The organism is Actinoplanes teichomyceticus ATCC 31121 (genome assembly GCF_003711105.1).
Lineage (GTDB): Bacteria > Actinomycetota > Actinomycetes > Mycobacteriales > Micromonosporaceae > Actinoplanes > Actinoplanes teichomyceticus.
Window position 1 is genome coordinate 6,737,753 of the sequence record NZ_CP023865.1, and the last position, 18,996, is coordinate 6,756,748.

The 18,996-nt window shown below is 74.9% G+C and carries 15 protein-coding genes; 6 read left to right on the plus strand and 9 right to left on the minus strand.

Annotation, left to right across the window (positions count from 1 at the left end; genetic code table 11):
* Nucleotides 1-16 precede the first annotated feature (16 nt).
* Nucleotides 17-2,632: a helix-turn-helix transcriptional regulator gene (locus ACTEI_RS29500; RefSeq protein ID WP_122980637.1), complete on the plus strand. Its 2,616-nt coding sequence runs from the start codon at nucleotides 17-19 to the stop codon at nucleotides 2,630-2,632.
* Between the two features lie 4 nt (nucleotides 2,633-2,636).
* Nucleotides 2,637-3,593: an alpha/beta hydrolase gene (locus ACTEI_RS29505; RefSeq protein WP_122980638.1), complete on the plus strand. Its 957-nt coding sequence runs from the start codon at nucleotides 2,637-2,639 to the stop codon at nucleotides 3,591-3,593.
* 27 nt (nucleotides 3,594-3,620) lie between these two features.
* Here the strand turns inward: ACTEI_RS29505 and ACTEI_RS29510 are convergent, their stop codons facing one another.
* Complete coding sequence (locus ACTEI_RS29510; RefSeq protein WP_122980639.1) at nucleotides 3,621-4,538, minus strand: methyl-accepting chemotaxis protein; 918 nt, start codon at nucleotides 4,536-4,538, stop codon at nucleotides 3,621-3,623.
* Complete coding sequence (locus ACTEI_RS29515) at nucleotides 4,535-5,086, minus strand: PAS domain-containing protein (protein WP_122980640.1); 552 nt, start codon at nucleotides 5,084-5,086, stop codon at nucleotides 4,535-4,537. The genes ACTEI_RS29510 and ACTEI_RS29515 overlap by 4 nt, the downstream gene beginning before the upstream one ends.
* A 172-nt stretch (nucleotides 5,087-5,258) precedes the next feature.
* Between ACTEI_RS29515 and ACTEI_RS29520 the strand changes: the two genes are divergently transcribed.
* Entirely contained in the window at nucleotides 5,259-5,780 is a 522-nt protein-coding gene (locus ACTEI_RS29520; protein ID WP_122980641.1) for a GAF domain-containing protein, read from the plus strand.
* Nucleotides 5,781-5,786: 6 nt separating this feature from the next.
* Here ACTEI_RS29520 and ACTEI_RS29525 read toward each other — a convergent pair whose 3' ends face one another.
* The 3 genes from ACTEI_RS29525 to ACTEI_RS29535 are packed head-to-tail and all read right to left on the minus strand — an operon-like array spanning nucleotide 5,787 to nucleotide 9,773.
* Nucleotides 5,787-6,656, minus strand: coding sequence for a slipin family protein (locus tag ACTEI_RS29525; protein WP_122982485.1), 870 nt, complete (start codon nucleotides 6,654-6,656; stop codon nucleotides 5,787-5,789).
* Between the two features lie 58 nt (nucleotides 6,657-6,714).
* Nucleotides 6,715-7,398 carry a hypothetical protein gene (locus tag ACTEI_RS29530; protein ID WP_122980642.1) on the minus strand — a complete coding sequence of 228 codons (684 nt, stop codon included), beginning with the start codon at nucleotides 7,396-7,398 and terminating at the stop codon, nucleotides 6,715-6,717.
* A gap of 8 nt (nucleotides 7,399-7,406) precedes the next feature.
* Complete coding sequence (locus ACTEI_RS29535) at nucleotides 7,407-9,773, minus strand: nitric-oxide reductase large subunit (protein ID WP_203723535.1); 2,367 nt, start codon at nucleotides 9,771-9,773, stop codon at nucleotides 7,407-7,409.
* 226 nt (nucleotides 9,774-9,999) lie between these two features.
* Here ACTEI_RS29535 and ACTEI_RS29540 point away from each other — a divergent pair, with 226 nt between their 5' ends.
* Nucleotides 10,000-12,327: a putative bifunctional diguanylate cyclase/phosphodiesterase gene (locus ACTEI_RS29540; protein ID WP_122980644.1), complete on the plus strand. Its 2,328-nt coding sequence runs from the start codon at nucleotides 10,000-10,002 to the stop codon at nucleotides 12,325-12,327.
* Nucleotides 12,328-12,481: 154 nt separating this feature from the next.
* On the opposite strand, the gene ACTEI_RS29545 is transcribed toward ACTEI_RS29540, so the two are convergent.
* From ACTEI_RS29545 to ACTEI_RS29560, 4 genes are all read right to left on the minus strand, one after another.
* Nucleotides 12,482-13,819: a helix-turn-helix domain-containing protein gene (locus tag ACTEI_RS29545; protein WP_122980645.1), complete on the minus strand. Its 1,338-nt coding sequence runs from the start codon at nucleotides 13,817-13,819 to the stop codon at nucleotides 12,482-12,484.
* A complete protein-coding gene (locus ACTEI_RS29550; protein ID WP_187645841.1) occupies nucleotides 13,816-14,064 on the minus strand; it encodes a hypothetical protein in 249 nt (82 codons plus the stop codon). Before ACTEI_RS29550 ends, ACTEI_RS29545 begins: the two co-directional genes overlap by 4 nt.
* 254 nt (nucleotides 14,065-14,318) lie before the next feature.
* Nucleotides 14,319-14,975, minus strand: coding sequence for a response regulator transcription factor (locus ACTEI_RS29555; RefSeq protein WP_122980646.1), 657 nt, complete (start codon nucleotides 14,973-14,975; stop codon nucleotides 14,319-14,321).
* Nucleotides 14,963-16,195 carry a sensor histidine kinase gene (locus ACTEI_RS29560; RefSeq protein ID WP_122980647.1) on the minus strand — a complete coding sequence of 411 codons (1,233 nt, stop codon included), beginning with the start codon at nucleotides 16,193-16,195 and terminating at the stop codon, nucleotides 14,963-14,965. Before ACTEI_RS29560 ends, ACTEI_RS29555 begins: the two co-directional genes overlap by 13 nt.
* A 142-nt stretch (nucleotides 16,196-16,337) precedes the next feature.
* Here ACTEI_RS29560 and ACTEI_RS29565 point away from each other — a divergent pair, with 142 nt between their 5' ends.
* Complete coding sequence (locus tag ACTEI_RS29565) at nucleotides 16,338-16,562, plus strand: hypothetical protein (RefSeq protein WP_122980648.1); 225 nt, start codon at nucleotides 16,338-16,340, stop codon at nucleotides 16,560-16,562.
* Between the two features lie 730 nt (nucleotides 16,563-17,292).
* Nucleotides 17,293-18,759 (plus strand): GGDEF domain-containing protein, encoded by a 1,467-nt coding sequence (locus ACTEI_RS29570; protein WP_122980649.1) that lies wholly within the window; start codon nucleotides 17,293-17,295, stop codon nucleotides 18,757-18,759.
* Nucleotides 18,760-18,996: the final 237 nt, after the last annotated feature.

Consider the following 18,996-nt stretch of genomic DNA (forward strand, 5'->3'; position numbering starts at 1 on the left):
GCGAGGCGGCGCGACCGTGACGCTGATCGGGCGTGCGGCCCAGCTGGATCAGATCGCCGCGGCGCTGCGCGACGGGCACTCGGTGCGGGTGGCCGGCGCGCGGGGCACCGGCCGCTCCGCCGTGCTCGCCGCGGCCGCCGCCCGGCACGCCGCCACCGGGGTGGCCGTGCTCGCGGTCCGCGCGCTGCCCGGCGACCGGTCGCTGCCCGGCGCCGGCCTGCAACGGCTGCTCACCCCGGTGCAGCACGAGACGCGCGCGCTGCCGCCGGCCGCCGTGGCCGCGTTCGCCCGGCTCTTCGGCGCGGACGCCCCGGACGTGCCGCCGGCCCCGCTGCCCGAGGCGGTGTCGCTGCTCGCCGAGCATCTGGCCGGCCGGGGACGCCGCCTCTGGTGCGCCGACGACCTGGACCGGCTGGACGCGCTGTCGCGTACCGTGATCGTCACCCAGCCGCACATCCCGGTCCTGGCCGCGACGCTCGCGCCATCCACCGCCCACCCGGCGCCCGCCCCACCGGGCGCAGGCCTCGAAGCGGCCGTCACCGTGGACCTCGGGCGGCTCAGCCGCGCCGAGGCGGAGCGGCTGCTGGCCGGCCTGCCCGGCGTGCGCGCGCACCCGGCGGCCCGGCTGCTGACCGCGCAGGCCGCCGGGAACCCGCTCGCCCTCACCGAGCTGGCCCGGCACCTGCCCCCGGCCGCCGAGATCCCGCCGACCGCCACCGAACTCCCGGTCCCGTCCCGGCTGCGCCGCGCCCTGGCCCCGGCCGTCGACACCCTCGACCCGGTCCACCTGCGCGCCGCGGTGCTGGCCGCGGTCGCCGCCGAGACCCCGGGCCGGCGCGTCGCGGCGGCGCTCGCCGGGGCCGCCGAACCGGCCGTCTGGGCCGGTCTGGCCGGCGCAGGGGTGCTGCGCCCCGGACGCCGGTTCCGCCACCCGGTGATCCGGGCGGCGGTGCTGGAGCGGGCCGGTTCGGCGCGGCGCCGGGCGGCCCGGCGCGAGCTCGCCGCCCGGCTCCCGGCCGGCGACCCGGCCCGCGCCTGGCACCTGGCGCGCGCCGACCCGGCCCCCGACGAATCCCGCGCCGCGGTGCTGGAACGGGCCGGCGCGCACCTGAACCGGGCCGGCCGGGTGCACGCCGCGACGTACGCCCTGGCCATGGCCGCCGCGGTCAGCCCGGACCCGGAGCACGCCCGGATCCGGGCCCGGCTGGCCGCGCACCACGCCCGGCTGGCCGGCGAGCCGGCCTGGGAACGCCAGCTCGCCCCGGCCGGCCCGCGCGAGCCCCGGGGTCTCGGGCACCTGCTGCGGACCGCGTGGCTGCGCGGCGACGACCGGATCCGCGCCGAGGTCCGCTCCGCGCTGGCGGCCACCGGGCCGTCCCCGGCGCACCCGGACGCCGCGGAGACCGCGGACCTGCTCACCGCCTGGGCGCACGCCGTGGTCGACGACCTCGACCCCACCGGCCGGGTGCACCAGCTGATCAACGAGTACGACCGGCCCGGCCCGGCCGGCCGGATGAGCCCGGCCGAGCGGGCCGTCGCGCTCGGGACGATGGCCCAGGCCCGGCACGAGACCGGGGCGGCCCGCCGGCACCTGGCCCGGGTGGTCACCCTGGACCCGCCGGGCGGGCTGCTGCGCCCGATCGCGCTCGGCGCGCTGGCCTGGGCCGACTACGACGCCGCCGACCTGGACGGGGCGCTCGCGCACGCCCGGGAGGCGCTGCGGGTCACCGACGCCGACCGGCACGCCCTGATCACCACGGACACCCGGGCCGGTGCCCTGGCCACGCTGGCCGCGGTCGCGGTGCTGCGCGAGCAGCCGGATGCCGCCGACCGCCTCGGCGCCGCCCGCGACGCCCTCCAGCCGGGCCGTCACGCGCTGCACGACCTGCGGCTGGACCGGGCGCAGGGCCTGATCGCCGGGATCCGGGGCGAGCACGAGCTGGCGTTCCACCGGTTGCGGCGGCACTACGACCGGGCCGGCCGCCCGGTCCACCACCGGGTGGCCGCCCTGTGCCTGGCGGACCTGGCGCTGGTCGCGGTGGCCGTGGACCGTACCGGCGAGGCGGCCGCCGTGGTGACGGCGGCCGAGCCCGGGGTGCGGGCCCTGCGCTCGGCGCGGCTGTCCGCGATCTGGCACCGGGCCCGGGCGCTGCTGGCCGGGCCGGATCCGGCCGCCGAGACGTTCTTCCGGCTGGCGCTGGCCGACCCGGCCACCGACCAGTGGCCGTTCGAGCGGGCCCTGGCCCGGATGGACTACGCGCAGTGGCTGCGCCGCCGGCAGCGGCCGGCCGAGTCCCGCCCGCTGCTGCGCGCCGCCCGGGACGTGTTCGCGGCGGCCGGGCTGCCCGCCTGGCGGGAGCGGGCGGAGGCGGAGCTGGCGGCGGCCGCCGCGCCGCCGCGGCCGGGCGGCGCCCCGGGGGGCGGGCTCACCCCGCAGCAGCGCCAGGTGGTGGCGCTGGCCGCGCAGGGGCTGACCAACGCGCGGATCGCGGCCCGCCTGGGCCTGTCCGCGCGCACCGTCGGAACCCACCTGAGCAGGGCGTACTCGATCCTCGGGGTGAAGCGCCGGGCGCAACTGCCGTCGGTGCAGTCATTCGACGGACGACGCGCCGCCGGCGGTCCTTCACGCTGAGGCCATGAGCTACCCGAAGCCCGTCCTGGAGCCCGCGGCCGAGCGGTTCGTGCGGGACGCCGCGCTGCCGCCGTACCTGCACGAGCTCGGGGTCGAGCAGGGCCGCAAGACGGTCGCCGCGGCGCAGTCCGGCGACGGGGTGCCGCTGCCCGCCGCGCAGATCGAGGACGTCGAGATCACCGGGGGCCCGTCCGGCCGGGTGCGGATCCGGCTGGTCCGGCCGCCCGGCCCGGCCGGCGTGCTGCCGGCGACCCTGTACGCCCACGGCGGCGGCTGGGTTTTCGGCGACCCCGGCACCCATGAGCGGCTGGTCCGCGAGCTGGCCGTACGTTCCGGCTCGGCGCTGGTGTTCGTCGACTACAGCCGGTCACCGGAGGCCCGCTACCCGATCGCGATCGAGGAGATCTACACGGCGCTGGAGTGGGTGGCGGTGCACGGCGCCGGGCACCGCCTGGACCCGTGCCGGATCGCCGTCGCCGGGGACGGCGCGGGCGGCAACCTGGCCGCCGCGGTGAGCATCATGGTCAAGCAGCGCTCCGGCCCGACGCTGGCCGGGCAGGTGCTGTTTTACCCGGTCACCGACGCGACCTTCGACACCGACTCGTACCACCAGTTCGCCGAGGGGCACGGGCTGCGGCGCGACACCATGCCGTGGTTCTGGGACCAGTACGCCCCGGACGTCCCGGCCCGGGCCGAGATCACCGCGTCCCCGCTGCGGGCGACCACGGAACAGCTCGCCGGGCTGCCACCGGCGCTGGTCATCGTCGCGGAGGCGGACGTGCTGCGCGACGAGGGCGAGGCGTACGCGGCCCGGCTGCGCGCCGCCGGCGTCCCGGTCACCGCGGTGCGCTACCAGGGCGCCGTCCACGACTTCGTGACGCTGGACGCGCTGCGCGACACGTACGCGGCACGGGCCGCCACCGCGCAGGCCGCCGCCTTCCTGCGCGACGCCCTGCGCTGAGCCGCGGGGGCCTGAGGCCCCCGCGGCTCAGCTGTCGGCGAGCTTCGCTATCTCACCGCGCAGCGTCTCGGCCATCTGGGAGAGCCCGGCCTCGCCGGCCGTCCCGCCGTTGGCGGCCGCGGCGACGCCGGCCACCTGCTGCTCCATCTCGGCGATCACGTTGGCGATGGTGTGGATCACCTCGGCGGCGTTGTGCGCCGAGCCCTGCGCCGTGGCCACCTGCGAGGCGATGTCGTCGGAGGACCGGTTGACCTCGTCGGCCAGCGCCTTCACCTCGCTGGCCACCACGGCGAAGCCGCGACCGGCATCCGCGGCCCGGGCCGCCTCGATGGTGGCGTTGAGGGCGAGCAGGCGGGTCTGCGCGGCGATGTGCTTGATCAGCACCACCGCCTTGTGGATCTCCGCGGACGAGGCTTCCAGGCTCTGGACGGTCCGGACCGCCCCCTCCACCCGGTCGACCGCCTGCCGCGCCGACGTCGAGAGGGTGTCCGAGGACGCGCCCAGCTCGGTCGAGGCGGCGGCCACCTGTTCGGCCACCTCCTGCACCCGGTCGGCGAGCTCCAGGCGCTTGCGGGTGCCGCGCGCGACCGCGGCCGCGGTCTCGCTCATGTGCTCCCGGGCGGCGTTGATGCTGTCGGCGGCCTCGCCGTAGGCGCCGGGCAGGCCGCGCGACAGGAACCGCCGGTAGTACTCGCCGTGGCTGGCGGCGGTCAGCGAGGCGACCGCCTCCCGGATGAAGGCGTCGTTGACGTCGATGACATCGTTGAACGCGTCCCGCAGGCGCTGCACCGGCTCCGGCCCGCGCAGCGCCGGCACCCGCGCCTCCAGGTCGCCCTGCTGCAGCCGGAGCAGCACCGACAGCACCTCCTCGACGGCCTGCCGGTACTCCTGCAGTTCGGTGTCCGTGCCGGCGGCGGCCGGGCGGCGCTCGGCGAGCCGCTTCATCGGACCGTTCCCGCGGGCGCGCCGGCGAGCTCCCACACGAACTCGTCGTAGTCCTGGCCGCGCTGCGCCAGGTACGCGTCGAGCATCCCGGTGGACGCCTCGATGGCGTCGGCCGGACGGGTGTGCCGCCGCTCCGTCGCGCTCAGGTCGGCGTAGAGCTGTTCGATCCGCTGCACCGCCGGGCGGCCGGGCGCGCGCCGGTTCGAGTGGTAGCCGGTCACCGCGCCACCGCGGTCGAAGGTCGGCGTCACGTGCGCCAGCACCCAGTAGTGGCTGCCGTCACCGGCGAGGTTCACCACGTACGCGAAGATCTCCCGGCCCGCGGCCAGCCGGTCCCACAGCAGCCGGAAGACGCAGCGCGGCATGTCCGGGTGCCGGATCACGTTGTGCGGCTGGCCGACGATGTCCTCCTCCCGGTAGGCCGAGACCTCGAGGAACAGCGCGTTGACGTACCGGATGATCCCTTTCCGGTCGGTCTTCGACACGATCAGGCGGCCCTCGTCGAACGTGCGCTCGACCCCTGTGGCCCGTACCGGTCCCCGTCTCATCCGTCTCCGTCCGTAGCGACCCGTTGCCGGATGAATCGGCTCGGCGCCGGCTCAGGTGAGGCATACGACGCCCGGGGCGGCGGAATGGCTCAACCGCGGGCCGGGCCGGTCGATCGGTCTGACGTACCGACGGTCAGCGCCGGCCGGCCGGCGCAGCTTCGAAAGGCCCGCCATGCCGCACCCGCCCATCGCGCTCGACGACCAGGCACGGTTGGCGACGATCGCCACGTTCGACCTGTTCCGGCCGGAACTGCGCCGACGGCTCGACGAGATCTGCAGGGACACCGCGGGCACGCTCGGCTGGCCCGTGGGCGCCGTCACCATCGTCCTCGACTACGCCCAGTACCTCGCCGGGCTGCACGACGAGCGCCGCCCGGACGAGCCGGACCGCGCCGTGCACGTGGACTGGTCGTTCTGCGCGAGCACGGTGCGCGGCGCGGACGCCTACACCGTGGCCGACGCCGCACGGTCGGCGGACGACCAGCACCGGTCGATCTTCGCCGACACCGGGATCCGCAGCTACGCCGGCGTGCCGCTGGTCGCCGCGGACGGCGCGGTCATCGGCGCGCACTGCGTCAGCGACGTGCAGCCCCGCGACATCGGCGGCGCCGAGCTGCGGGCCCTGCGGGAGGCGGCGGACCGGGTGCTCGCCGTGCTGGAGGAGTTCCGCGTCGGCGGCCGATCGGGCCGGTGACCGGTCCTACGGCGACCTGGTCGTCGTGGCGGATCCGTTGCCGGCGGCCGGTTCGGCGCCGCCGGGTGTGCGCGCCGGCGGCGGCACCGCCGGGACCGGTGGTGCGACGTCCGGTGCCCGCGGGGCCGGCGGGTGCTGCAGGAACGGGGCGATCAGGTCGATCGGTAACGGGAAGACCACCGTCGTCCGCTGGTCACCGCCCAGCTCCAGCAGGGTCTGCAGGTAGCGCAGCTGCAGCGCGGACGGGCTGCCGGCCAGGATGTGCGCGGCGTCGGCCAACGCCTGCGCGGCCTCGTGCTCCCCGGCGGCGTTGATGATCTTGGCGCGGCGCTCCCGCTCGGCCTCCGCCTGCCGGGCCATGGCGCGCTGCATGGCCTCCGGGATCTCGACGTCCTTGATCTCGACAGTGGTGACCTTGACGCCCCAGGGCCCGGTCTGCTCGTCGATGATCGCCCGGAGGTTCTCGTTGAGCTCTTCCCGCTCCGCCAGCAGGGTGTCCAGGTCGGCGTGGCCGAGCACGCTGCGCAGCGTGGTCTGCGCGATCTGCGAGGTGGCGACCGGATACGCCTCCACCTCCACGATGGCCCGGACCGGGTCGACGACGCGGAAGTAGGCGACCGCGTTGACCCGGGCCGGCACGTTGTCACGGGTGATGATCTCCTGCGGCGGGATGGTCAGGGTGATGGTGCGCAGCGGCACCCGTTCCATCCGGTCCAGCAACGGCAGCAGCAGCACCGGGCCCGGGCCGCGGGCGCCGCGCAGGCGGCCGAGGCGGAAGACGACCGCGCGTTCGTACTCCCGCAGCACCCGCAGGGAGCCGGCGGCGACCAGGGCCGCCGCGACGATCAGGGCGGAGCCGATCCCCAGGCCGATCACGGCCGGTCCTGCGCGCCGCGGTTCCGCGCTGCCGGCGCCGGCCCGGCCCACCGGCCGGTCACGGCCGGTCCTTCCGGTCGCGTGCCCGCGCGGCCCGCACCGAGCGGTAGCCGCTGCCGGAGCGGTGCCGGTCGAAGCCCCACGCCCGGCCGGGACGCTGACGCGTCGGCGCCGCCGGATCCGGGCCGTGCGGCGCGGTCGTCCGCCGGTCGTGACGCACCGTGGCGACCTCCGGAAACCCCGACGGGGTACGCCGCAGATCGCCCGCCCAGCGCCACAGCAGCCAGCCGGCCAGCGCGGCGGCCGGGCCGAGCACCGCCAGGTCGCCGGGCCGGTGGTAGGCGGCGGTGGCGGTCAGCGGGAAGGCCGCCGCGACCGCGCTCAGGGTGACCGACACGCCGCGATGGAACCGGCCGGCCTCGGAGTGCGGCCACGGGTCGATCGGCCGTACCACCTCCCGGCCGGCGTGCGAGGTGGTGCAGTCGGCCTTGACCGGGCAGGCGTTGCAGACGCCGGGCCGGCCCCGGTAGCGGATCAGCCGGTGCCGCCGGTCCACCTCGGCCGGCCACAGTGGCTCGTCGCGCGGGCACATCCACAGGTCGTGCCGGGGGTGGTAGGTGAAGCCGGCGGTGCGGTACCGCTCGGACCGGGCCGCGGTGTGCCGGGCCAGCCGCTCCAGGGCGCCGGCCGCGGCCAGGATCAGCCCGGCGTAACCGGCGACGAGCCAGACCTGCGCGTGCACGGCCGGGCTCAGCTCTGCTCGCCGCTGGTCGCGGCCGCCGCGGACGCCTCCCGCTGGCGGCCGTCCGAGGCCGGCACGGTGATGTCGGTGAACAGCATGTCGTCCGGCTCCTCCAGGGTGGCGCGCAGTCCGCGCCGCAGGCTGTGCCGCACCCCCAGCCAGCAGATCCAGAGGAAGGGCAGCGCGCCGCCGGCGATGAACACGATGTCGCCGGGCATCCGCAGCCACTCGACGAAGCTGTTGGTGGGGTTGGTGACGTACTCCAGGGTCCGGGCCGCGTGGTAGCCGGCGTCGACGGACTTGTACAGCTGCAGCACGCCCAGCGGCAGCAGGGTGGCGAAACACATCCACAGCAGCCCGATGTTCGCCGACCAGAACGAGATCGTCGCCAGGCGCTCCGGCCAGTACCGCTCCGGGATCAGGTAGCGCAGGCAGAACAGGGCCAGGCCGATGGCCAGCATGCCGTAGACACCCATCATCGCGGCGTGGCCGTGGTTGGCGGTCAGCGCCGTGCCGATCTCGTAGTAGGACACGATCGGCAGGTTGATCAGGAACCCGAAGATGCCGGCGCCGACGAAGTTCCAGAAGCCGACGGCGACCAGGAACATCACCGCCCACCGGTGCGGGAACGGCGTGGCCGTCCGGGCCTCCTGCCGCGAGCCGAGTTGCAGGAAGCTCCACGCCTCGACGGTCAGGAAGGTCAGCGGGATGACCTCGGCGGCGGAGAAGAACGCGCCCAGCGCCATGTGTTCGGCCGGCTCGCCGGAGAAGTACAGGTGGTGCATCGTGCCGATCACACCGCCGGCGGAGTACAGCACCACGTCGAGGTAGATGACGGTCATCGCGACGCGCTCGCGGATCACGCCGAGCATCACGAAGATGTACGCCACCATCACCGTGGTGAACAGCTCGAGGAAGTCCTCCACCCACAGGTGGACCACCCAGAAGCGCCAGAAGTCGGCGTGGGTGAAGTTGTCGCCGCTGTCGACCAGCAGGCCGACCGCGTAGAACGCCGGGATCGCGCACGCGGCCAGGAAGAACAGCCACGGCATGTTGCCCATGTGGTCGCGGGCCAGCCGTACCCGTACGCCGCGGAACAGGATCGCCGCCCAGACGAACAGCCCCAGCGTCAGCAGCACCTGCCACACCTTGGCCAGGTCCAGGTACTCGAAGCCCTGGCTGGCGAAGAACGAGCCGGGCTCGGAGAACACGCCGTGGATGCTCATCGCCTCACCGGCGAGGCTGCCGAACACGACCACGGCCACCGCGCCCAGCAGCACGTAGGCCAGCACGTTCTGCCGTTTCGGCTCCCGCCCGGCGATGATCGGGGCCAGGAAGATCCCGGCGGCCAGGAACGCCGCCGACACCCAGAACAGCGCCAGCTGCAGGTGCCAGGTGCGCACCAGGTTGTACGGCAACAGCCGGGCCAGGTCGATGCCGAAGAAGCTGGTGACGTCCGCCCGGTAGTGCTCGCTGGCCGCGCCCAGCAGCGTCTGCGCCAGGAACAGGACGCCGGTCACCAGGAAGAACCAGGCGGTGGCCCGCTGCGCCGGGGTCAGGGTGACCGCGTCCGGCCGGCGGAACGAGATGGTGTCGGCCTGCCGGCCCCGCCAGCCGAGCCGGTCCCCCCAGCGCCCGAAGACCGCGAACAGCGCGCCGATCCCGGCCAGCAACGCCACCAGCGACAGCACGCTCCACACCACCACGTTCGCCGTCGGCTGGTTGCCGACCAGCGGCTCCGGCGGCCAGTTGTTGGTGTACGAGTAGTTCTTGCCCGGCCGCTGCGCCGACGCCGCCCAGGCGCTCCACGAGAAGAACGCGGTCAGCTGCCGGGTCTCGGTCGGATCGGTGATCGCCTTCGGGCGCAGGCCGCGCCTGGTGTCGTTCGCGCCGAAGAACGCGGTGTTGTGGGCGACGTTCTCCTCGAACGCCACGGCCTGCTCACCGGTGAACGTGAGCGTCCCGGTCGCCGGGTCGTACCGGTTGGCCTGGAAGTCCCGGACGACCTGCCGGGCCACCGCGTCGGAGCCGCCGCCGAGCTGGCGGGTCACCGACTCCGCCGCCCGGTGCAGGTAGTCGTCGGTGAAGTCGGGGCCCAGGTAGGCGCCGTGCCCGAAGACCGACCCGTACTCCATCAGCCCGTTGTGCAGGAACACCTGCTGGCCGCGACTGACGTCCGGACCGGTGTAGAGCACCCGGCCGTCGGTGGCGACCACCCGGTCCGGGATCGGCGGCTCCGCGGTGTAGGTGCGGTAGGCGAGCAGCCCCATCACCGCGAAACCGCACAGCAGCACCAGGGCGACGGCCTGGATCCACCCCTTGCCGACCAGCAACGGACGCCGCGCCGGGCTCTCCGACCGGTCTGTCGCAGCCACCGGACACCCCATCTCGTGACGGAAAGTCAAGATTCGAACACGATGAGGTAATGACAACACAGACACCGAGCCAAGATCCGGCGAAACCTGCTTCCGGCGACAACCGGCGCGGCTCCGGACGCTCCACCCGGCACGGGCCGGCCGGACCGGGCGAAGCGTCACGTTGTCTCATCCCGCCGCCGCGCCGACCGATCAAAGCCGACATGTCCGGCGGTGGGAGGCAGCGATGAGCGGCGCGGCGACGACCCGGGACCGGCGGCGCCGGATCCGGCCACTGAGCCGTGCGGTCACCGGCTCGCTGGCCATCGCCGTGGTCGCCGTCGTGGTGTTCGCCTGGAACGTGCCCACCCCGCGGGAGCCGCTGTTCCTGCTGTGGGTGGCCCCGTGCACCTCGGTGATCATTCCGTTCGTGGTGTCCCGGCAGGTCGCCCGGATGCCGGACCTGCCGCCCGCCACCCGCCGCTTCTGGCGCACCGTGGCGACCTGCCTGCTGATGGCCGGGGCCGGCGTGCTCGCGCACGGCTACGATTCGCTCAGCGCCGGAGCAGCCGGCCGGCACATGTCCATCGTCACGGTCTCGCTGTACGGCGCCACGATGGGCCTGCTGCTGTGGAGCCTGATCCGGCTGCCGATGGGCGCCTCCGGCCGCGGCGACGTGCTGCGCATCGCGCTGGACGCCGGCACGGTGCTCATCGCCGGCGCCGCGTTCCTCTGGCACTACGAGGCCCGCCCGGCCCTGGAGACCGCCGGCTACCGGCCCGCCACCCTGCTCGCCATGACCGTCACCCTGCTGCTGGAACTCGTCACGGTGTTCGCGCTGATCAAGGTGGCCCTGGCCGGACAGGCACACGTCGCCCGCGGGGCCCTGCGCCTGCTCGCGGCCGCCCTGCTGGTCGGGGCGCTGAGCAGCCTCCTGCAGGGGCTGGTGCAGAGTCGCCCGCACCTGGACATGGTCCAGCTCACGCTCCCCGCCATCGTGGTCTGCGTGACGGCCGCCGCACAGTGGCAACGGACCGAGGTGACCCGCAGGACGCCGGGCGGGAAGGCCACCGGGCGCCCCTTCAGCCGGCTGGCCTACCTGGCCGTCGCCGCCATCGACGTACTTCTGCTGATCTCGACCTGGTCGGGCTCGGACACGGTGGCGACGGCGATCGCCGTGGTGGCGCTGACCGCGCTGGTGATGTGGCGGCAGATGACCGCCTTCCGGGAGAACACCGATCTGCTCGCCCGGCTCGACCACAGCGCCACCCACGACCCGCTCACCCAGCTGCCCAACCGGGCGCTGTTCACCGCGCGGCTCACCACGGCCCTGGCCGGCCACCCCGCCGGCCGGGGCATCGGGGTGGCCCTCATCGACCTGGACGACTTCAAAGTCGTCAACGACACGCTGGGGCACCGGGCCGGCGACGTGTTGCTGGTCGCCGTCGCGCAGCGGCTGCTCGCCTGCGTCCGGCCGGGCGACACGGCGGCCCGGCTCGGTGGGGACGAATTCGTCGTCCTGCTCGAGGACGTCACCCCGGACGAGGCGGACCAGGTGACCCGCCGGATGCTCGACGTGCTCACCGAGCCGGTCGTCGCGGAGGGGCACCACCTGCTGGTCCGGGCCAGCATCGGCCTCGCCGACGGCCACGCCGGCGACGAGGCCGGCGAGTTGCTGCGCCGCGCCGACATCGCGATGTACGCCGGCAAGCACGGTGGCGGCAGCCGGGTGCAGCGTTACCGGCCCGGCATGAGCGGCACGGTGGCGGGCTCCGCGGCACTGGGCGCCGAGCTGCAGCAGGCCATCGCCGGGCAGCAGATGTTCCTGGAGTACCAGCCGATCGTGTCGCTCGCCGACGGCCGGACGGCCGGCGTGGAGGCGTTGATCCGGTGGTCGCACCCGGCCCGCGGGACCGTCTCGCCCGCCGAGTTCATCCCGGTGGCCGAGCGCACCGGCCTGATCGTCGCGCTCGGCGGCTGGGCCCTGCACGAGGCGTGCCGCCAGTTCGCCGCCTGGTGGCAGGAGCACGGCGCCGCCGCGCCCGCCGAGCTCAACGTCAACGTCTCGCCCCGCCAGCTCTCCGACGCCGGCTTCGTCGACCAGGTGGCCGCCGCTCTGGCCGACACCGGGGTGCCGGCGCACCGGCTGACCCTGGAGATCACCGAGAGCGCCGCGGTGGACGTGGCCGAGGCCGCGGCCCAGCTGCGGGCGCTGCGCGGGCTCGGCGTGCGCATCGCCCTCGACGACTTCGGGACCGGGCAGTCGTCGCTGACCCTGCTCCACGAGCTCCCGGTCGACCAGCTCAAGCTCGACCGGTCCTTCCTGCGCCCGGGCGGGGCCGGCGCGGAGGTCTCGATGCCGGCGGCCGTGCTGGCCCTGGCCCACGCCGCCCACCTGGAGATCGTCGCCGAAGGGGTGGAGACCGCGGAACAGGCGGCGGCCCTGGCCCGATGCGGTTACCGGTGGGCGCAGGGCTTCCACTTCGCCCGGCCGGCGCCGGCGGACGAGTTCGGCCGGCGCCTGGCGCGCCCGGCCCCCGGTGAGCCGGCGGTCACCGCCCGCGTTCCCCGGTAGCCGCGGCGGCCACCGGCCGCCGGGTGTGGTGATCGCTCCTGGGACGTGGAGCGCGCCTTGACGTGGTCGTGGCCGACGGCGGCGTCGGACATGACCGCCCCGCCGTAGGAGTGACCGGCGGCAGAAGCACCTCCGCACCCGGGCCGCGGAGGCTTCAGCCGGCGAGCGCCCGGCGTCGTGGCAGCCGGCCGGCCGGGCGCCGCTGCGCCGTATCGCGCGCGGCGGCCGGGCGCCGCTGCGCCGTGTCGTGCGCGGCGGCCGGTTCCTCCTCGGCCAGCCGCTGCCGGGCGAACAGCCGGATGAGGTTGTGGAGGCGGTACCGGCCGTTCGTCTCGGCCTGCAGCAGGCTCAGCTCGACGAGTTCCTCGAGGGCGTCCTCGGTGTCGTCCGGGCCGGCCGGTCCGAACACGGCCGCCAGCCGCGCGTCGAACTCCGGCCAGGGCAGCAGCGACAGGCGGCGGAACAGGCACCGGGCCGACGGGGACAGCTGGTCGTAGGACAGGTTGAACGCGGCGGCGAGCCGCAGGTCCCCGGCGGTGAGCTGATCGAGTCGCCGGCGCTCGTCGGCCAGCCGGTCGGCCAGGTGCCGCACGCTCCATTGCGGCCGGCTCGTCAGCCGGTTGCCGGCGATACGCAACGCGAGGGGCAGCCGGCCGCACAGCTCGACCACCTCGCGGACCGCGTCCGCCTGCCGCTGCGGGCCGACACCGACGATGCTCCGCAGCAGCGCGGCCGCGTCCTCGGCGCTCAGGTGCCCGAGACTGAGCCGGTGCACGCCGTCCAGGCCGGCCAGCAACCGGCGACTGGTGACGATGGTCAGGGACGGCCCGGGACCCGGCAGCATCGGCCGGACCTGCGCCTCGTCCGCGGCGTTGTCCAGCACCACCAGGGCTGGCCGGCCGCGCAGCAGGTCCCGGTACAGGCCGGCACGGTCCGCATCGTGCACCGGGGTCTCGCCCTCCGGGACGCCCAGCGCGGCGAGCAGCCGGGCGAGCGCTTCCCCGGGACCGGTCGGACGGGCGTGCATCCCCCGCAGGTCGAGGAAGAACGTGCCGCCGGGGAAGCGCTCGCCCAGCGCATGGGCCGCCTGCACCGCCAACGCCGTCTTGCCCACCCCGGCCACCCCGGACACCGTCGCCACCGGCGCGGCGGCCGGCGCCGGTCGGGCCAGCGCCGCGACCCGGCCCAGCCGGTCGAGTTCGCCACCGCGGCCGGTGAAATCAGCGATCGGGCGCGGCAGCGCGCAGCGACTGGCCGGCCGCGCCGGAGCGGCCCGGGTCCGCCCGGCCAGGAACGTCGAGCGGTCCGCCTCGGACAGCGCGAGCGCCCCAGCCAGCGCTTGGACGGTACGCCGCTGCGGGGCGACGCTGCGCCCGCGCTCCATGTCGCTGATCGCGCGGGCGCTGACCCCGGACGCCTCGGCCAGCTGTTCCATCGTCAGCCCGGCCGCGTGCCGATGTGCGCGCAGCCGGGCACCGAAGGTGCTCCTCACCGTTGCGGCATCTCGCCGAGCACCTCGGTGGACCACGCGTGGCGCAGCGCCACCTCGCGCGCTACGCCATCGCGGTAGCCGCCGCACAGGTCGACCACCTTCCGGCCGCCCCGGTACACCGCCCGCGCGCTCCCGATCTCACGTTTCTCCGCGAAGTTGCGCCGGACCGCATCGACCACGGGGCCGTAGCCCTCGTCCGCGCCACCATGGAGCATGGTGGACGGCACGTCCACTGTGAGCACCAACTCGAAACCTTTCTGCTGTGCGGGACATCGAACGGTGGCATGGCGCGGCTCGCCGTACCAGGGACGGACAGTCCCTGGTACGGCCGGCTCGAACCCGGTCGGCGACCGAGCCGGTCGCGGCGTCGCCCGGGGTCCGGCCGCCATGCCCGGTGCCCCTGCCCTGCGTGGTGACTGCGGTGCGCGCACGGGAAACGCTAGGGAAAACGACGGCCGGCACCCATCCCGCCGGCTGCCCAGCCGGGGTACAGCAGGCACTACCGCCGAGCCGTGTCCTCCAGGTAGCGCAGCACGGCGACGACCCGCCGGTCGGCCCGATCGGTCGGGGTGAGATCCAGCTTGGCGAAGATGCTGCGGATGTTCTTGTGTACGGCGCCCTCGGTCACGAACAGGCGCTCCGCGATGGCGGTGTTGCCCAGCCCCTCGGCCATCAGCGACAGCACCTCCCGCTCACGCGGGCTGAGCCGGCTCAGCGCGGTGTCCGGGCGGCTGCGTGCCAGCAACTGCCCGACCACCTCCGGATCCACCGCGGTGCCGCCCCCGGCCACCCGGTGCAGCGCGGCGAGGAACTCCTCCACCCGTCCCACCCGTTCCTTGAGCAGGTAGCCCAGCCGCCCGGCGCCGCCGGCCAGCAGTTCGGTGGCGAAGGCCTGCTCCACGTACGCGGAGAGCACCAGCACGGCCAGACCGGGACGCCGCCGGCGCGCCTCCCCGGCCGCGACGATGCCCTCGTCGGTGTGCGTGGGCGGCATCCGCACGTCCACGATCGCGACGTCCGGCTCGTGCTCGCCGACCGCGGCGAGGAACTCGGCGGGCGTGCCGGCGGTGGCCACCACGTCGAGCCCTTCCGCCCTCAGCAGCAGGGCCAGCCCCTCGCGCAGCAGGGCGTCGTCCTCGGCGATCACGATCCGCACGGCAGCTCCAGGTCCATCGTCGTCGGCCCACCCGGTGGGCTGGTCAGGGCGAACCGCCCGTCGGACGCCTCGACCCGGCGGCGGATGCCGGCCAGCCCGGACCCGGCCGTCTCGTCGGCGCCGCCCCGGCCGTCGTCGGCGACGCTGAGCCGCAGCCGGTCGCCGTCGAGGCGGACCGAGACGGACACGGCCGTGGCGCCGCTGTGCTTGACCGCGTTGGTCAACGCCTCGGCCACCACGAAGTACGCGGTGGCCTCGACCGACGCGGCACACCGGACGGGCAGGTCGACGTCGAGGCGGCAGGGCAGCGCGCATCCCGCGACGAGACCGTCGAGCGCGCCGGCCAGCCCCCGGTCGTCGAGCACCGGCGGAAGGATGCCCCGCACCACCGTACGCAGCTCGGCGAGCGCCTGCTCGGCGGCGTGCTGCGCCCGGTCGAGGAGCTGCACGGCCGCCGCCACGTCCCGGTCGATCGCACGCCGGGACGCGCCGAGCAGCACGGTCACCGCGACCAGGCGGTTCTGCGTACCGTCATGCAGGGAACGCTCGATGCGGCGCAGCTCGGCGGCATGCGCGTCGAGCGCCGCGGCCCGGGTCGCGGTCAGCTCGGCGACCCGCAGCGTGAGGTCGGTGCCGGGAGCCGGCGCCAGCAGACGGCGGCCCGGCCAGGCCTGCGCCCGGGCCAGCCACTGTCCCGCTCCGAGCAGGACAGCCAGCCAGCCCACCCCGGTCAGGGCCACGCCGACCGCGTCGGCCAGGCCGTCCACGTGCCAGTACGCCACGCCGGGCCCGCCCTCGTCGGGCGGCACCAGGGTGTACCAGAGCGGGAACGTCAGGCTCTGCACCCCGGTGAGCGGCAGGCTCAGGCCGAACAGGCCCACCCCGAACCCGAACGAGGCGTGCAACGGCAGCCAGGCCAGCTCACGACGCACCGCGGGATCGCGCAGGGCGGCCGGCGCGTGCTCCGGCACGGGCGGCGGGCCGAGGACCTGCGGGCCCCAGCGGGACAGGCGGGCCCGCTCGCGGTCGGCGACCGACCGCAGGATCCGCAGCGCGCCGGGGATCAGCGGCAGCCCGACACCGACCACGCTGACGGCGAGCACGATCAGCAGCCCGACCAGAGTCGCGATGGCCAGCACCGATGTACCGAGCCCACCGACGAGATGTTCCAGCGCGTCGACCGCGGCCAGCACCCGGTCGTTGACGTACCGCCGCCGCATGCCCACCACCGCAGTGACGATAGGCGACCGGTGGTGGCCCGGCAGTACAGCAGGCTGTACCACCGATCGTCGCGGTGGCGGGATCGTCGCCGGCCTCGGGTTTGCCTAGCGTGGGCGACACCCCACTGTCGAGGGAGGACCCATGACCGACCGTTTCCGCGTCGACGGCACGCCCGAGCCGTCGTCCGCCCCGCCGCCCATCGGACGCCTGCGCCCGGCGCTGTGGCTGCTGCTGATCGTCAGCCTCACGGTCAACGCCGTCGCCTCGGCGATCGGGGCAACGCTCGCCGGCATCGCATTCGGGCTGGTCACCCTGGCATGTGCCGGCTGGCTGGTGGTCGACCACTACCGGCGCCGCAACCAATGACACCGCGGCTGTCGGGGCTCGGCGGCCGGACCGACGCGCGGGCGAGCCGGCGTCGAATGCCCGCCCGCGACGCGGCCAGGCTCGCAGGCCTGGTCGCGCAGCTTGAGGCCGACGGCGTGACGGCGGCCGCGCCCGCAAGGGCGTCTACCTCGGCACCTTGACCATCGCGACGCAGCTCGCGGAGGGCGCCGGAGAGGGCGATCCGCCACCGTCGCCGCACGTTACCGGGACATGTACCAGAAGCACGACCGGGCCGAGGAGACCGTCGGCGACGTCGAAGCCTGCAAGACGACGGTGGCCTCGATCACCGAACGCCGCGAGCAGGCCGCCTGACGGTGAGGGGTTCCCTCCCCGCTACGTGGTCATGATCGCCCCGAATCAACGTCGCCGTCACCAGCCCACAAGCGGCAGCGACCTGGTCGCCCTCAGCGCAGGCGGGCTCCGCCGTCTCCTGGCCCACGTGATCCACGGCGTCACCGTCTCCTTCGACCGCATCACCGCCGCGCGCGACGCGGGTCGGGGCATGGACCCCTCATCGGCGCGCGCTGTCCGGAACCGAGCCGCGACCTGGCGGAAAGCGGTTGCTCGTGCGTGCACCGCCTCCGAGAGATCGGGCCTGAACGCCTTCGCCACAGCGGGACCGTGGTACCCACAGCCTCAGGTGCGCGTCTGTCCCGCCGACTGACACAGGGGAAGCGTCGGGCATCCGGGACGGGAGAAAGCGGCACAGATGCTGAAGCGTCCTCCGGCATGGGTAGGTTTCCTGATCTTCGGCATGCTCTTCGTCGCCGTCTACCTGCGGCTCCCGGACAACGTGTGGGGAATGCTCGCGTGGGACGGCGTGGCGGTGGCCGGCGCCGCGGCGATCGTGGTCGGCATCCGGCGCAACCGTCCCGGCGGGGCGGCGGCCTGGTGGCTGCTCATGGCCGGCCAGCTGGCCAACGTCGCCGGCGACGTCATCTACTTCTTCGGCCCGGAGAGCGACGACCCGGTTCATCCGTACGACGTCCCGTACCTGCTGGGCTATGTCGTGCAGGTGGCCGGGCTGCTGATCCTGCTGCGGCGGCGAAGTGCCGGGCGGGACTGGGCCACGCTCGTCGACTCCCTGATCATCACGAGTGCCTTCGCGCTGCTGAGCTGGGTGTTCCTGATGAAGCCGGTGGCCGAGGACGCGTCGCTCGGGCTAGTCGGCCAGATCATGGCGGTCTCGTACCCGGCACTCGATCTCCTGCTGCTCGCCATGGTCGCCTGGCTGCTGACCGCCGACGGGTCCCGCAACGTCGCGTTCTTCCTGGTCGCCGCGAACATGGTGGTCTTCCTCGTCGGCGACTACTTCTGGTCCTTCGCCAATCAGACCCACTACGACCCCGGCACACTCGGCGGCCGGCTCATCGACTGCGCGTACCTGACCGGCTACGTGGCCTTCGGCGCGGGCGCGCTGCACCCCGGCATGGTCGAGATCGGCCGGCCGGCCGGTTCGGAGCGGGTCCGGCCGATGACGCTGCGACGCCTGTTGCTGCTCACCGCCGCCGCGCTGATCGCGCCGGCGTTGCTGGCCTGGCAGGCGTACCACGACGGCGGGCGGGTGCTCGACGCGTACGCGATCGTGGCCGGCTCGGTGACCGTGTTCCTGCTGGTCATCGCCCGCATGACCATGCTCGTCCGGCAGGTCCAGGCGCAGGCCGTCGTGCTGGAGAAGCACGCCGACCTGTTCCGCGAGGCGGCCCAGCTGGACCCGCTCACCAATCTGCCCAACCGCCGGGCCTGGAACGCCGCGCTGCCGTCGGCGCTGCAGTACGCCGCCCGCCACGGCGCCCCGCTGGCCCTGGCGGTGCTCGACCTCGACCACTTCAAGGCGTTCAACGACACGCACGGCCACCAGGCGGGCGACCGGCTGCTCACCGCGGCGTCGGCCGCGTGGTCGGCGAACCTGCGCTCGGTGGACGTGCTCGCCCGCTACGGCGGCGAGGAGTTCGCGGTGCTGCTGCCCGGCGCCACCACCGCCGAGGTCACCGGCCTGTTCGAGCGCCTCCGCGCGGTCACACCGATGGGCTGCACCTTCTCGGCCGGCGTCGCGACGTGGGACGGCGTCGAGAGCGGCGACGAGCTTCTCGCCCGCGCCGACCGGGCGCTGTACCGGGCCAAGGACGCGGGCCGCGATCGGGTGGTGAGCGACGACGTCCTGCCCGCGGCGTGACATACGGGCGATCACCGGCCGCCGTACCCGCCCGGCCTGGGCGTGGATGAGGGTGGGGGACGTTGATCTGCCGCGGCTACCCGCTGCTTCCGGCCGAGGGCGTGGTCGCCCGCTGCTTCCGGCCGAGGGCGTGGTCGCCCGCTGCTGTACCACGTGGTCGGTCTCGTCGCGTTCGTGGCCATCCTCGCCGGGGTGCGCCGGAAACAGCCGGCCCGCCCCGTACGCGGGTACGTGTTC

Coding starts and splice junctions, on each gene's coding strand:
- ACTEI_RS29505 (WP_122980638.1), top strand. CDS start 2,637: ATGAGCTACCCGAAGCCCGTCCTGGAGCCCGCGGCCGAGCGGTTCGTG.
- ACTEI_RS29510 (WP_122980639.1), bottom strand. CDS start 4,538: ATGAAGCGGCTCGCCGAGCGCCGCCCGGCCGCCGCCGGCACGGACACC.
- ACTEI_RS29515 (WP_122980640.1), bottom strand. CDS start 5,086: ATGAGACGGGGACCGGTACGGGCCACAGGGGTCGAGCGCACGTTCGAC.
- ACTEI_RS29520 (WP_122980641.1), top strand. CDS start 5,259: ATGCCGCACCCGCCCATCGCGCTCGACGACCAGGCACGGTTGGCGACG.
- ACTEI_RS29540 (WP_122980644.1), top strand. CDS start 10,000: ATGAGCGGCGCGGCGACGACCCGGGACCGGCGGCGCCGGATCCGGCCA.
- ACTEI_RS29560 (WP_122980647.1), bottom strand. CDS start 16,195: ATGCGGCGGCGGTACGTCAACGACCGGGTGCTGGCCGCGGTCGACGCG.
- ACTEI_RS29565 (WP_122980648.1), top strand. CDS start 16,338: ATGACCGACCGTTTCCGCGTCGACGGCACGCCCGAGCCGTCGTCCGCC.
- ACTEI_RS29570 (WP_122980649.1), top strand. CDS start 17,293: ATGCTGAAGCGTCCTCCGGCATGGGTAGGTTTCCTGATCTTCGGCATG.